The organism is Streptomyces nojiriensis, assembly GCF_017639205.1.
In the GTDB taxonomy this organism is placed as follows: Bacteria; Actinomycetota; Actinomycetes; order Streptomycetales; family Streptomycetaceae; genus Streptomyces; species Streptomyces nojiriensis.
This window is the reverse complement of sequence record NZ_CP071139.1, coordinates 6,437,863-6,450,817: the sequence shown is the minus strand read 5'-3', so window position 1 is coordinate 6,450,817 and position 12,955 is coordinate 6,437,863. Positions and strand designations below refer to the sequence as shown.

Below are 12,955 nucleotides of genomic sequence, written 5' to 3'. Positions count from 1 at the left end.
GGCGCCCCCCGACGCCACGCCCGGCTCCTTGGTGCCGCTTACTTCACGACGAGCGCGGTCCATGCCTTGACCCACTGCTCACGGTTCTTGGCGATGGTCTCGGGAGCCACGTTCTCCGGCTTCTCGACCACCACACCGTGCTTGGTGAACAGCTCCGGCAGGACGGCGTCCTTCGTCACGGGGTTCACGAACATCTGGAGCGGCATGTCCTCCTGGAACTTCTTGCTGACCAGGAAGTCCACGAGGGCCTTGCCGCCCTCCTCGTTCTTGGCGCCCTTGAGCAGGCCCGCGAACTCGATCTGGCGGAAGCAGGTACCGGTGGAGACGCCCGTGGGGGCCTCGGCCGGCTGCGGCTCGCCGTACAGGACCTCGACCGGCGGGCTGGAGGCGTAGGAGACGACCAGCGGGCGGTCGCCCTTGGCCTTCTTTCCGCCCGCGGAGCCGGAGAAGCGCTCGTTGTAGGCCTGCTCCCAGCCGTCGACGACCTCGACGCCGTTGGCCTTCAGCTTGCTCCAGTAGTCCTTCCAGCCGTCCTCGCCGTACTTGCCGACGGAGGCGAGCAGGAAGCCGAGACCGGGCGAGGAGGTCGCGGCGTTCTCGGTGACCAGCAGGTTCTTGTACTCGGGCTTGATCAGATCGTCCAGCGTCTGCGGCGGGGCGATCTTCTTCTCGGCGAAGTACGCCTTGTCGTAGTTGACGCAGATGTCGCCCGAGTCGATCGGCGTCACCCGGTGCTCCTTGTCGAGCACGTACTCGGGCTTCACCTCGGCCAGGCCCTTGGCCTCGTACGGCGTGAAGATGCCGTTGTCGAGGGCGCGCGAGAGGAGGGTGTTGTCCACGCCGAAGAAGACGTCACCGCGCGGGGAGCCCTTGGTGAGGATCTCCTGGTTCAGCGCCGCGCCCGCGTCCCCGGACTTCAGCACCTTGACCGTGTAGCCGCTCTGCTGCTCGAACTCCTTGAGGACCGCTTCGGTCACGTTGAAGGAGTCGTGGGAGACGAGCGTGACGGTCTTGGACTTCGGGGCGTCGCCCGCCCCCGCGGTCTTGTCCTTGGCGTCGCCGCCGCCGCAGGCGCTGAGCGTGGTGACGCCCAACGCGGCCGCGAGCGCGACGCCCGCCAGCTTCTTGGTGGTGCTCATCGGTGAATTCCTCCTGGGATGTCCAGGAGAAGACGCGGCCCTGCCCGGCGCTGCGAGAGCGGACGCCGGGCAGGGCGCAACAGCAAGAGTGGTGACCGAACTTCCTACCCCGAATGACCGGGGCGAGGTTCAGAGGGTCTGCGGATGACGGATACCGCACTCTCAGCGCTGTGGCGCTCCCCTGTCGGAATATGAAATTGGTTCGGCCACAGGGTACCCCGTGGCCGAATCGCATCGAACAGAAGCGGAATCTAGCGCTCCGAGGCGGCCAGCTGGCCGCACGCGCCGTCGATCTCCTGGCCCCGGGTGTCCCGTACGGTCACGGGCACGCCGTGGCGGGCGATGGCCTCCACGAAGGCCTTCTCGTCCTCGGGCCGCGAGGCGGTCCACTTGGAGCCCGGCGTCGGGTTGAGCGGGATCAGGTTGACGTGCACACGCTTGCCCTTGAGCAGCTTGCCCAGGAGGTCACCGCGCCAGGCCTGGTCGTTGATGTCGCGGATCAGGGCGTACTCGATCGAGATCCGGCGGCCGGACTTCTCCGCGTACTCCCAGGCCGCGCCGAGCACCTCGCGGACGTTCCAGCGGGTGTTCACGGGGACGAGGGTGTCGCGCAGCTCGTCGTCGGGCGCGTGCAGCGAGACGGCCAGACGGCACTTGAAGCCCTCGTCGGCGAAGCGCAGCATGGCCGGGACCAGGCCGACGGTGGAGACGGTGATTCCGCGCTGCGACAGGCCCAGGCCGTCGGGCTCCGGGTCGGTGAGCCGGCGGATGGCGCCGACCACGCGGTTGTAGTTGGCGAGCGGCTCGCCCATGCCCATGAAGACGATGTTCGACAGCCGCGCCGGGCCGCCGGGGACCTCGCCGTCGCGCAGCGCGCGCATGCCGTCGACGATCTGGTGCACGATCTCGGCGGTGGACAGGTTGCGGTCGAGGCCCGCCTGGCCGGTGGCGCAGAACGGACAGTTCATGCCGCAGCCGGCCTGCGAGGAGATGCACATGGTGACCCGGTCGGGGTAGCGCATCAGCACCGACTCGACGAGCGTGCCGTCGTGCAGCTTCCACAGCGTCTTGCGGGTGGTGTCGTCGTCGCACGAGATGTGCCGGATGACGCTCATCAGGTCCGGCAGCAGCTCCTGCTGGAGCTTCTCCCGCGAGCCGGCCGGGATGTCGGTCCACTCGGCCGGGTCGTGCGCGTACCGGGCGAAGTAGTGCTGGGAGAGCTGCTTGGCCCGGAACGGCTTCTCGCCGATCGCGGCGACCGCCTCGCGGCGCTCGGCCGGGGTCAGGTCGGCAAGGTGCCGGGGCGGCTTCTTGGCCCCGCGAGGGGCGACGAAGGTGAGCTCTCCCGGAACGGGGCGGGCCATGGCAGGTACTCCTTGTAAGACGAAAGGCGCGCCGCAGAAGCAGCGCGCCTTCCAAGAGTAACCGCCCGGCGTCCAGCGACGCCTTTTCGCAGGTCAGCCGGTGCCGACGAAGGCCGCCAGCAGCAGCCACACCACGGGGGCCGTCGGAAGCAGGGAGTCCAGCCGGTCCATGATCCCGCCGTGTCCCGGCAGCAGGGTGCCCATGTCCTTGATGCCCAGGTCCCGCTTGATCATCGACTCGCCCAGGTCACCCAGGGTGGCGCTGACCGCGACCGCGAGGCCCAGCAGCAGGCCCTGCCACCAGGAGCCGCCGTCGATCAGGAACTCCATGCACAGCGCGCCGGCCGCCATCGCGAAGGCCACCGCGCCGAACAGTCCCTCGCGGGTCTTGCCGGGGCTGATGCGCGGCGCGAGCTTGGTCTTGCCGAAGCGCCAGCCGACCGCGTAGGCCCCGGTGTCGCTGACCACGGTCAGGAGCAGGAAGGTGATCACGCGCTCGGGACCGTCGTCGGCGGTGAGCAGCATCGCGACGAAGGTGGCCAGGAAGGGCACGTAGAACGCCGCGAAGGCACCCGCCGTGACGTCCTTGAGGTAGTCCTCGGGCGGTTCGGTCATCCGCCACACCAGGACCGCCAGCACGGTCAGGGCCATGGCGACCCAGGCGCCCTCGGCCCCCCGGACGTAGCCGGCGATGACCATGGCGGCACCACCGACCGCGAGCGGGACCAGCGGGGCCTTGATGCCCTTCTGCTCCTGCAGCCGGGAGGTGAGCTCCCACAGGCCGACGACGACCGCGACGACGACGACGCCGACGAACACGGCCTTGACGATCAGCAGCGAGGCGAAGATCACCGCGCCGAGACCCACGCCCACCCCTATGGCGGCACGCAGATCCCGGCCCGCGCGCTTCTTCGGCGGCGGCGAGGCGTCCTGCGGCTGCTGGGCATGCGGAGGCGGGGGGCTGGGCATGGGCTCCTGCGGCGGCGTATCGGCGCGGAAGAGGGGGCCGCTGTCGGCGGCGACCCCCCGATCGCGTGCTTCCCGGTCGTCGAAGTCACGGCCGGCGGCATCGGGCACGATGGGCATGGGCCGAGTGTGCGGGCCCACCTGCGCATCGTATGCGGGACCCGCCGGAACCGGCTCCGGCTGCCAGGAAGAGTCGTTCATCAGACTTCGAGGAGCTCGGCTTCCTTGTGCTTGAGGAGCTCGTCCACCTGCGCGACGTACTTCGCGGTGGTGTCGTCGAGCTCCTTCTCCGCGCGGCGCACCTCGTCCTCGCCGGCCTCCTTGTCCTTGACCAGCTTGTCAAGGGCGTCCTTGGCCTTGCGGCGGACGGCGCGGAGCGAGATCTTCGAGTCCTCGGCCTTGGTGCGCGCGACCTTGATGTACTCCTTGCGGCGGTCCTGCGTCAGCTCGGGGAAGGTCACCCGGATGATGCTGCCGTCGTTGCTCGGGTTGACACCGAGGTCGGAGTCGCGGATGGCCTGCTCGATGTTGCGCAGGGCGCTCTTGTCGAACGGGGTCACGATCGCCATGCGCGGCTCGGGCACCGAGAAGGAGGCGAGCTGGTTGATGGGCGTGATGGCGCCGTAGTACTCCGCCACGATCTTGTTGAACATCGCCGGGTGCGCACGGCCGGTGCGAATCGCGGCGAAGTCTTCCTTGGCGACGACGACGGCCTTTTCCATCTTCTCCTCGGCCTCGAGGAGGATCTCTTCGGTCACCACGTGCTCCTGCATGTCAGATATGGATGGTTCAGGCGGGCGGGCGGACCCGGCGGGCCCGGTCAGGGGCCCGCTCGGTCCGGCTGCGGACTGCTCAGGCCCGGGTTTCCTGGTCGCTCACGAGCGTGCCGATCTTCTCACCCTTGACGGCGCGGGCGATATTGCCCTCGGCGAGGAGCTCGAAAACGAGGATCGGCAGCTTGTTGTCGCGGCAGAGCGTGATCGCGGTGGCGTCGGCGACCTTGAGGTCGCGGGAGAGGACCTCGCTGTACTCCAGCGCGTCGAACTTCACCGCGTCCGGGTTCTTCTTCGGGTCGGAGTCGTAGACCCCGTCGACACCGTTCTTGCCCATGAGCAGGGCCTCGGCGTCGATCTCCAGGGCACGCTGGGCGGCCGTGGTGTCGGTGGAGAAGTAGGGCATGCCCATGCCGGCGCCGAAGATGACGACGCGGCCCTTCTCCAGGTGCCGCACGGCACGCAGCGGGATGTACGGCTCCGCGACCTGGCCCATCGTGATGGCGGTCTGCACGCGGGAGTCGATGCCCTCCTTCTCCAGGAAGTCCTGGAGCGCGAGGCAGTTCATGACGGTACCGAGCATGCCCATGTAGTCGGACCGGGCCCGGTCCATGCCGCGCTGCTGGAGCTCGGCTCCGCGGAAGAAGTTGCCGCCGCCGATCACGACGGCGATCTCCGCGCCGTCGCGGACCACCGCGGCGATCTCACGCGCGATGGCGTGGACGACGTCGGGGTCGACGCCCAGTCCTCCGCCACCGGAGAAGGCCTCGCCCGACAGCTTCAGCATGAAGCGGCGGCCCTTCTCGTCCTGGTCGCTCTTGTCGTCGGATGCGGTGTGGGGGTCCACGCCCTGATTCATGGAGATCTCCTCGTGCACATACGAAGAAGGCCATTGCCGGTGGGTCCTTGCGGTTCCCTCTACGGCAATGGCCTCCTCGTCAGATCTGCGGTCGCCTCGCGCGAGCGCGGACGACTGCCTCAGACCCTACCGGGGTCCGGTGTCCGTCGCGTACGGACGGACTCAGATGCCGACCTTGATGCGCGAGAAGCGCACCAGGGTGACACCGGCCTCGTCCAGAACCTTCTGGACCGACTTCTTGTTGTCCAGGGCGTAGGCCTGGCCGAGCAGCGTGGCGTCCTTGAAGAAGCCGTTGACGCGACCCTCGACGATCTTCGCGATCGCAGCCTCGGGCTTGCCCTCCTGGCGGGTGACCTCTTCGGCGATGCGACGCTCGGACTCGACCTTCTCGGCCGGAACGTCCTCGGCGGACAGCCACTGCGGGGCGAACGCGGCGATGTGCTGCGCGACGCCGCGGGCGACCTCGGCGTTCTCCTTGTCGAGCTCGACCAGGACGCCGATCTGGAACGGCAGGTCGGGCATCGTGCGGTGCATGTACGCGGTCACGTAGCCGCCGGTGAACTGCGCGAAGCGGTCCAGGACGATCTTCTCGCCGAGGTTGGCGTTGGCCTCGTCGACGAAAGCGGTGACGGTCTTGCCGGGCTCGATCTCGGACGCCAGCAGCGCCTCGATGTCGGCCGGGGAGGTGGCGGCCACGTGGGCGGCCAGCTGGTTGGCGACGGCCAGGAACTTCTCGCCCTTGGCGACGAAGTCGGTCTCGCACTTCAGCTCGACGATGACACCGGAGGTGTTGTCGTCGGCGATGAGGGAGACGACCGCGCCGTTCTCGGCAGAACGGCCCTCGCGCTTGGCGACGCCCTTCTGACCCTTGATGCGGAGGGCTTCCTGGGCCTTCTCGACGTCACCGTCGGCGTCCACGAGCGCGTTCTTGCAGTCCAGCATGCCGGCGCCGGTGAGCTCGCGGAGCTTCTTGACGTCAGCGGCGGTGTAGTTCGCCATGAGTCTGTGATTCTCTCTCGAAGTCGTAGATCTACGGGTGAACGGCGGAGGCGCCGCGCTTGTGGCGCGGCTCCCCCGCCGTCATCGTCCGTACTGCGAGTGCCCGGCGGGTGAACGCCGGGCGCCCTCAGTGGGTCAGGCCTGCTCGGCGTCGGCGGCCGGGGCCTCGACAGCCTCGACAGCCTCGGCGGCCGGGGCAGCCTCGGCGGCGTCGGCGGCCGGGGCCTCGTCAGCCTTCTTGTCACCCTCGAGCAGGTCGCGCTCCCACTCGGCGAGCGGCTCGGCGGCGGCCTTCTCGCCCGGCTTCGAGTCGCCGGTCGCAGCGCCGGAGCGGGCGATGAGGCCCTCGGCGACGGCGTCGGCGATCACGCGGGTGAGCAGGGTGACGGAACGGATCGCGTCGTCGTTGCCCGGGATCTTGTAGTCGACCTCGTCGGGGTCGCAGTTGGTGTCGAGGATCGCGACGACCGGGATGTGGAGCTTGCGCGCCTCACCGACGGCGATGTGCTCCTTCTTGGTGTCGACGATCCAGACGGCGCTGGGAACCTTCGACATCTCGCGGATACCACCGAGGGTCTTCTCCAGCTTGGTCTTCTCGCGGGAGAGGACCAGGAGCTCCTTCTTGGTGAGACCCGAGGCGGCGACGTCCTCGAAGTCGATCGCCTCAAGCTCCTTCAGACGCTGAAGGCGCTTGTAGACGGTGGAGAAGTTGGTGAGCATGCCACCCAGCCAGCGCTGGTTGACGTACGGCATACCAACGCGCGTCGCCTGCTCGGCGATGGCCTCCTGGGCCTGCTTCTTGGTACCGACGAACATGATGGAGCCACCGTGCGCGACGGTCTCCTTCACGAACTCGTAGGCGCGGTCGATGTACGACAGCGACTGCAGCAGGTCGATGATGTAGATGCCGTTGCGCTCCGTGAAGATGAAGCGCTTCATCTTCGGGTTCCAACGGCGGGTCTGGTGACCGAAGTGGACGCCGCTTTCCAGCAGCTCCCGCATCGTGACGACGGCCATGGCCATCTCCTTGGTTTCTCGGTTTGGTTCCTGACGCCCCACCGCGCCCTGCCCCCATGAGGGACCGAGAGACGCTGTCACCTGGCTGTTCAGCCTGGCGCCGGGGCGTGCGAAGTCGACCCGGTGACCCGGATCGCCACAAGAAGTGTACGGGACCCGGCGGTATGCCGGGTGACGCCGTTGTCCACAGTGCCCCGGCCGTCCACAGGCCGGGGCGGCGGCCCGGGCGTGCGCGCGACGCTGGGGTCCATGACGACCTTGCTGCTCAGCCTGCTCCTGGCCCTGGCCCAGCCGGCCCTTCCCGGGGTCCGCCCGCTGCCCGCTCCGCTGACGGTGGCCCGCTGGTGGGACCCGCCGCCGACCCCCTACGCGGCCGGTCACCGCGGTGTGGACCTGTCCGCGCCGGTGGGCGCGGAGCTCCGGGCGGTCGCGGCCGGCCGGGTCCACCACGCCGGGCCCGTCGCCGGGCGCGGCGTGCTCTCGCTGGCCCTGCCGAACGGGCTGCGCACCACCTACGAGCCGGTACGGCCGCTGGTCACGGAGGGCGAGCAGGTGGTGGCGGGCCAGGTGGTGGCGGTTCTGACGGAGGGCTCGCACTGCCCGGCTTCGTGCCTGCACTGGGGCCTCCTGGCGGGCGAGACCTACCTCAACCCGCTGACCCTCCTCCCGCGCCCGACCCCCCGCCTGCTGCCGGCCGGACTTCCCGCCGACGGGTGAGGCACGGGGTCTGGGGGCGGAGCCCCGGGGGCTCAGCCCCGGACGCCCCGCAGGGCCATGGCGACGGCGGCCTCCGTCACGACGGCGGGATCCTCCGCCGCGCCGAGCTCGATCCGCCGCACGGCGGCGTCCACGACCCCCTGCAACAGCATCGCGGCCAGCCGCGGCTCGGCGTGTCCCAGGCCGCTCAGCGCCTCGACGATCATCGCCACCAGCCCGCCGTGGGCGGCACGGATCTTCTCCCGCGCGCCCGCGTCCAGCTCGCTGGCCGAGATGGCCACGACCGCCCGGTGCCGCCGGTCCCCCACCAGCCCCAACTGGCTGCGCACGTAGGCCTCGATCTTCGCCTCCGGCGACTGCGCCTGCTCCATCGCCGCTTCGATCTCGGCGGCCCACACGGGGAAGTCCACGGCGCACAGTTCTTCGACCACGGCGGCGCGGGAGCGGAAGTACTCGTACACGGAGGACCGGGCGAGTCCGGTCCGCTCCGCGAGGGCGGGGAAGGTCAGCGCCTCCGTCCCGCCTTCGGACAGCAGGGAACGCGCGGCGTCCAAGAGGGCGCCGCGCTGCATCGACCGGTGCTCGGCCACGGAGGCCGCTCGAATCCTGGGCACGCATCCACTCTACGGAGGTGGCGCAAGCTCACCGCCCCACGTCTGCCAACTTCGCGCGCAACTGCAGGACTGACTTGGTGTGGATCTGGCTGACCCGGCTCTCGGTGACCCCGAGGACGTTGCCGATCTCGGCCAGCGTGAGGCCCTCGTAGTAGTAGAGGGTCACCACGGTCTTCTCCCGCTCGGGCAGCGTGTTGATGGCCCGCGCCAGCAGGCGCCGCAGCTCGCGGTCCTCGGCCACCGCCACCGGGTTGTCGGCGGCGGTGTCCTCCAGGGTGTCCATCAGCGAGAGGCGGTCGCCGCCCTCCCCGCCGACGTGCAGCAGCTCCTCCAGCGCGACCACGTTGGCCAGCGACAACTGGCTGAAGACGGTGTGGAGATCCTCCACACCGATCCCCATCTCCCGGGCGACCTCGCTCTCCGTCGGGGTGCGCCGCAGCTGGGCCTCCAGCGTGGCGTAGGCCCGTTCCACGGCGCGCGCCTTCTGCCGGACCGATCGGGGGATCCAGTCCAGCGCCCGCAGCTCGTCGATCATCGCGCCGCGGATCCGGGTGATCGCGTACGTCTCGAACTTGATCGACCGGTCGATGTCGAACTTCTCGATGGCGTCGATCAGCCCGAAGACCCCGGAGGAGACGAAGTCGGCCTGCTCCACATTGGGCGGCAGGCCCACGCTGACGCGGCCGGCCACGTACTTCACCAGGGGCGAGTAGTGCAGGATCAGCTGCTCCCGCAACCGCTCGTCACCCGATTCCTTGTACGAGCGCCACAGCACCTCCAGGGACGAGGGCGCGGTGGACCGCACGCTGCCGCGGGCAGCGGGGGGCACCGCAGCGCGGTCGGACCCTGAGGTGTGCTGGGGCATGCTTCGCCTTTGCCGGAGCCGGATTCCTTGGGAGCGTAGCGTGACGAGAGTGTCGCGGTGCGCGAAGAGTACGGGATGGCGCGGGGGCCGGGAGGCGCCCGGACTCGCGCGTGCGCCCCGGGACCGGCGCCTGGCGCTCGGTCCCGGTGACCGCCACCGGGAAGACCGCGTCTCTCATCGCTTTCACTCTTTCACCGGAACGCCCCAGGTCAACGACCGCCTCGCCGGGCAGCTCCGGTTTGTGTGCCTCCTCCAGCCGTTTGTCTGCTCAACTGCCAGCCGTCGCCCTGCCGTTCGACGAACCCCAGAGAGTGAAGTTCGTACAGTCTGCCGATGACTTCATCGGCGCCGGTGCCGGAGGCAAGTGCCAGCTCGGCCACGCCCACCGGGCGGCCGGCGGGCAGCGCTTCGAGCACGCGGACGGTGTCCGGGTCCAGCAGGTCCCGGGCGAGCACCGGGCCGCGCCGCTCGGGAGCCAGCTCTCCCATGGCCCCGACCAGCTCCACCACCTCCGCGGCGTCGGTGACGACCACGGCCTCGCCCCGCAGCAGTTCGTGCACCCCGGCGGAGAGCCCGCTGGTGGCGGGCCCGGGGACGCCCATCGTGTGCCGCCCCAGGCGCTGCGCCCGGCGGGCCGTGACCAGGGAGCCGCTGCGGTGCGCGGCCTCCACGACGACCGTGCCCCGGGTGAGGGCGGCGATGACCCGGTTGCGCAGGACGAACCGGCTGGGGGTCGGGTGGCTGCCCGGTGGCAGCTCCCCGAGGATCAGGCCCTGCGCGGCGATCCGGCCGAGCAGCCCGGCGTGTCCGCGCGGATAGGCGACGTCCACCCCGCAGGCCAGCACCGCCACGGTCGCACCGCCCGAGGCGAGGGCTCCCCGGTGGGCGGCGCCGTCGATCCCGAACGCGGCGCCGGACACCACGACCCAGCCCCGCTCGGCCAGTCCGGCGGCCAGGGTCTGGGCCATGTGCGCGCCGTACGGGGTACAGGCGCGGGCCCCGACCACGGAGACCGAACGCAGCGCCCAGGTGCGCAGGTTCGGCCGGCCCCGCAGCCACAGTCCGACGGGCCGCTCGTCGCCCAGGTCGTCGAGCTGGGTCGGCCACTGCGTCGATCCCGGGTGGACGAACCGGCCCCCCGCCTCGGCGGCCTCCGCGAGGTCCCGCTCGGGGTCGGCCAGCGCGGCCCGTCTGCGGTACCCGGCGAGCCGCTCGGGCCCCACCCCGGTCGGCGTGTCGGGCTCCGCCCCGGGGTCGGTCAGCAGCCGCATCAGCCGCACCGCGCCGAACTCCCGCAGCCACCGCCCGCCGTGCGCGTCGCCGGGCTCCAGCACCCGGGTGAGCGCCGCCCGCGCCAGCAGTTCCGCGTCCCCGGAGCCGGTCATGTCCCGGCCCCCGGCAGCGACATCGCCCCGCGGGCGATCCCGGTCCGCAGCTCCAGGGCCACGGCCACGTCCAGCGCCTCGGGCCGGTCGCGCCCCCTCAGGTCGGCCACCGTCCAGGCGACCCGCAGCACCCGGTCCAGGCCGCGCGCGGTGAGCAGTCCCCGTTCCAGATCGCGCTCGGCGGGGGCCAGCGCACCGGGCCCGGCCTGCCACCGGGTGCGCAGTTCCTGCCCGGGCACCTCTGAGTTGAGCCGCCAGGGCGTGTCGGCGAGCCGGGCCGCGGCGCGCTCCAGGGCTTGGCGCACCCGGTCGGCGACCACCGCGGTGGATTCCCCGCGGCCGCCCTGCCCCAGCAGGTCGCAGCGGGTCACCGGTTCGACCTCCACCCTTAAGTCCACCCGGTCGAGCAACGGCCCGGACAGCCGCGCCTGGTAACGGCGGATCACCGAAGGCGGGCATTCACAGCCGGCTCCGTGCAGGGTGTGGCGCCCGCACGGGCACGGGTTGGCGGCGAGCACCATGAGGAACCGGGCGGGCAGCCTTACCACCCCGGCGGCACGGGCGATGACCACGTGCCCCGATTCGAGGGGCTGGCGCAGCGCGTCCAGCGCCCGGCTGTGGAACTCCGCGGCCTCTGCAACTGACGGGGAAGGCACCCGCTAGAAGCGCCTACCCCAAGGCACGAAAGTCCCAGGTCAGCACTTCCCCAGGAGCGTCGCTCATGCTCCACTGGAGAGTGCACCATGTCCGATATAGCCCCTACCTCCCCCCGAGGAGCCTGGAACACAGCCATCTACGCCCGCTTGAGCCGCGACCGACGAGGGCTCAGCGAGAACGTCTCCATCCAGGTCAGCGAGTGCCGCGACTACGCGGACGAGAACACCTGGCCGGTGGTCGGGATCTTCCCCGACAACGACATCAGCGCCTCGAAGTACTCGAAGAAGCCCCGTGAGCATTACGACCTGCTGCTGCGCGCCATCAGGCAGGGCCAGGTCAACATCATCCTGATCACGGAGATGCCTCGGCTGTACCGGCGGCTGGAAGAGCTGCTGGAGCTGATCAAGCTCGCCGAGACGACCAAGCTCCAGCGCATCCAGACGACCGACGGCATCAGCTACAACCTCGACAGCGCCGAAGGCATCCACGCGGCGATCAACGCGGTCAACAACGCCATGCTGGAGGCGGCTCGCCTCTCCAAGCGCATCAAGCGCAAGCAGAGGGCCCGCGCTATAGAGGGGAAGGTCCACGGCGGCGGACGGCCCTTTGGCTATGAACCTGGCGGCCTGGTCATCCGCGAGTCAGAGGCCAGGGTCATCCGGGAGTGCGCCCGGCGCTTCATCGCTGGAGAGTCCATCGGCGACATCACGCGAGACCTCAATAAGAGAGGCGTGCTGACCGCCACCGGCAAGCCATGGCGGATCGAGAACCTCCAGCGCACGTTCATGAAGAAGCGGAACATCGGCGTGCGGGAGTACGAGGGCCAGGAGTATCCGGCGGAGTGGCCGGCCATCCTCACCCGCGAACAGTGGGACCGCATGGAGGCGCAGCGCCTGAGCAAGGAGTGGCGCTGGCCCAAGACTCAGACCGGCGTACGCAAGTACCTGCTCACCGGCTTCATCTACTGCGGCCGGTGTGGTTCCCGGATGTACAGCGGTGGTCGGGGACCGGAGTGCGGCCGACCGTCGCAGCGTCGGTATCGATGCCGACCTCACGACAACTACGGCAACGCCAGTGGGTGCAGCAAGACGTTCCGTATCGCCGAGCCTGTCGAGTTGCTGGTGACCCAGGCCGTCTGGCATGTCTTCGACGATCCGAAGGTCGCCGTGTTCCTCTCCCCGAAGGTAGATGAGGACAAGGTGCGCCACCTGGTGCAGGAGTTTGAGCGGCGCAAGGGCAAGCTCGACCAGCTGGTCACCGACTACGCCACCGACGTACTAAGCCGTGACCAGTTCATCCAGGCCAAAGGCATCGCCGAAGCATCGGTCCAGGAAGCCCGAGAAGCCTTGAGCCACTACCAGAGCGAGACGTCCCTCGCCCACCTGCCAGCAACACAGACGATCCGGGACGCGTGGGAGACATCGGGGTTGGAGTGGCGGCGCAACATCCTGCGCCTGGTGGTCGACCGGGTCATCGTCCACCCCGGCCAACCCGGTACGCAGCGCTGGAATGGCTACCGCTTCGATCCGGAGAAGATAGAGATCAAGTGGAAGTTCTAGCGCCCCTCTCTGGGGGCCTATCCACGGGACCGCCTGGTCGG

Annotated in this window: 13 protein-coding genes; 2 read left to right on the top strand and 11 right to left on the bottom strand. The window is 69.9% G+C overall.

Features of this window, described 5'->3' with window-relative positions; genetic code table 11:
- Positions 1 to 38 precede the first annotated feature (38 nt).
- The 7 genes from JYK04_RS30170 to rpsB all read right to left on the bottom strand — a co-directional run bounded on the left by JYK04_RS30170 (position 39) and on the right by rpsB (position 7,117).
- Positions 39 to 1,139 (bottom strand): thiamine ABC transporter substrate-binding protein, encoded by a 1,101-nt coding sequence (locus JYK04_RS30170; RefSeq protein WP_189745637.1) that lies wholly within the window; start codon positions 1,137 to 1,139, stop codon positions 39 to 41.
- 251 nt (positions 1,140 to 1,390) lie between these two features.
- Positions 1,391 to 2,503: a dual-specificity RNA methyltransferase RlmN gene (rlmN, locus tag JYK04_RS30165; RefSeq protein WP_030718543.1), complete on the bottom strand. Its 1,113-nt coding sequence runs from the start codon at positions 2,501 to 2,503 to the stop codon at positions 1,391 to 1,393.
- Positions 2,504 to 2,596: 93 nt separating this feature from the next.
- Positions 2,597 to 3,670 (bottom strand): phosphatidate cytidylyltransferase, encoded by a 1,074-nt coding sequence (locus JYK04_RS30160; protein ID WP_189745636.1) that lies wholly within the window; start codon positions 3,668 to 3,670, stop codon positions 2,597 to 2,599.
- The gene (gene frr, locus JYK04_RS30155) at positions 3,670 to 4,227 is read right to left on the bottom strand and encodes a ribosome recycling factor (protein ID WP_030016386.1); all 558 of its coding nucleotides are present in this window, start codon (positions 4,225 to 4,227) and stop codon (positions 3,670 to 3,672) included. The genes JYK04_RS30160 and frr overlap by 1 nt, the downstream gene beginning before the upstream one ends.
- A 94-nt stretch (positions 4,228 to 4,321) precedes the next feature.
- Complete coding sequence (gene pyrH, locus JYK04_RS30150; protein ID WP_229876761.1) at positions 4,322 to 5,101, bottom strand: UMP kinase; 780 nt, start codon at positions 5,099 to 5,101, stop codon at positions 4,322 to 4,324.
- 162 nt (positions 5,102 to 5,263) lie between these two features.
- Entirely contained in the window at positions 5,264 to 6,100 is an 837-nt protein-coding gene (tsf, locus tag JYK04_RS30145; RefSeq protein WP_189745635.1) for a translation elongation factor Ts, read from the bottom strand.
- A gap of 135 nt (positions 6,101 to 6,235) precedes the next feature.
- A complete protein-coding gene (gene rpsB / locus JYK04_RS30140) occupies positions 6,236 to 7,117 on the bottom strand; it encodes a 30S ribosomal protein S2 (RefSeq protein ID WP_189745634.1) in 882 nt (293 codons plus the stop codon).
- Positions 7,118 to 7,366: 249 nt separating this feature from the next.
- Between rpsB and JYK04_RS30135 the strand changes: the two genes are divergently transcribed.
- Positions 7,367 to 7,834, top strand: coding sequence for a M23 family metallopeptidase (locus tag JYK04_RS30135; RefSeq protein ID WP_189745633.1), 468 nt, complete (start codon positions 7,367 to 7,369; stop codon positions 7,832 to 7,834).
- A 32-nt stretch (positions 7,835 to 7,866) separates the two neighbouring features.
- Here the strand turns inward: JYK04_RS30135 and JYK04_RS30130 are convergent, their stop codons facing one another.
- The 4 genes from JYK04_RS30130 to JYK04_RS30115 all read right to left on the bottom strand — a co-directional run bounded on the left by JYK04_RS30130 (position 7,867) and on the right by JYK04_RS30115 (position 11,354).
- Positions 7,867 to 8,424 carry a TetR/AcrR family transcriptional regulator gene (locus JYK04_RS30130; RefSeq protein ID WP_189745765.1) on the bottom strand — a complete coding sequence of 186 codons (558 nt, stop codon included), beginning with the start codon at positions 8,422 to 8,424 and terminating at the stop codon, positions 7,867 to 7,869.
- 52 nt (positions 8,425 to 8,476) lie between these two features.
- Positions 8,477 to 9,313 carry an RNA polymerase sigma factor WhiG gene (gene whiG / locus JYK04_RS30125; protein WP_189745632.1) on the bottom strand — a complete coding sequence of 279 codons (837 nt, stop codon included), beginning with the start codon at positions 9,311 to 9,313 and terminating at the stop codon, positions 8,477 to 8,479.
- 209 nt (positions 9,314 to 9,522) lie between these two features.
- A complete protein-coding gene (gene dprA, locus JYK04_RS30120) occupies positions 9,523 to 10,698 on the bottom strand; it encodes a DNA-processing protein DprA (RefSeq protein ID WP_189745630.1) in 1,176 nt (391 codons plus the stop codon).
- Positions 10,695 to 11,354, bottom strand: a complete 660-nt coding sequence (locus JYK04_RS30115) for an ATP-binding protein (protein WP_373297506.1) — start codon at positions 11,352 to 11,354, stop codon at positions 10,695 to 10,697. The genes dprA and JYK04_RS30115 overlap by 4 nt, the downstream gene beginning before the upstream one ends.
- Positions 11,355 to 11,441: 87 nt before the next feature.
- Between JYK04_RS30115 and JYK04_RS30110 the strand changes: the two genes are divergently transcribed.
- Positions 11,442 to 12,914 (top strand): recombinase family protein, encoded by a 1,473-nt coding sequence (locus JYK04_RS30110; protein WP_189745628.1) that lies wholly within the window; start codon positions 11,442 to 11,444, stop codon positions 12,912 to 12,914.
- Positions 12,915 to 12,955 lie beyond the last annotated feature (41 nt).

Excerpts from the sequence above, each read along its gene's own strand:
- JYK04_RS30135 (WP_189745633.1), top strand. The coding sequence starts at position 7,367 with ATGACGACCTTGCTGCTCAGCCTGCTCCTGGCCCTGGCCCAGCCGGCC.
- dprA (WP_189745630.1), bottom strand. The coding sequence starts at position 10,698 with ATGACCGGCTCCGGGGACGCGGAACTGCTGGCGCGGGCGGCGCTCACC.
- rlmN (WP_030718543.1), bottom strand. The coding sequence starts at position 2,503 with ATGGCCCGCCCCGTTCCGGGAGAGCTCACCTTCGTCGCCCCTCGCGGG.
- pyrH (WP_229876761.1), bottom strand. The coding sequence starts at position 5,101 with ATGAATCAGGGCGTGGACCCCCACACCGCATCCGACGACAAGAGCGAC.
- tsf (WP_189745635.1), bottom strand. The coding sequence starts at position 6,100 with ATGGCGAACTACACCGCCGCTGACGTCAAGAAGCTCCGCGAGCTCACC.
- JYK04_RS30110 (WP_189745628.1), top strand. The coding sequence starts at position 11,442 with ATGTCCGATATAGCCCCTACCTCCCCCCGAGGAGCCTGGAACACAGCC.
- JYK04_RS30170 (WP_189745637.1), bottom strand. The coding sequence starts at position 1,139 with ATGAGCACCACCAAGAAGCTGGCGGGCGTCGCGCTCGCGGCCGCGTTG.
- JYK04_RS30160 (WP_189745636.1), bottom strand. The coding sequence starts at position 3,670 with ATGAACGACTCTTCCTGGCAGCCGGAGCCGGTTCCGGCGGGTCCCGCA.
- rpsB (WP_189745634.1), bottom strand. The coding sequence starts at position 7,117 with ATGGCCGTCGTCACGATGCGGGAGCTGCTGGAAAGCGGCGTCCACTTC.
- whiG (WP_189745632.1), bottom strand. The coding sequence starts at position 9,313 with ATGCCCCAGCACACCTCAGGGTCCGACCGCGCTGCGGTGCCCCCCGCT.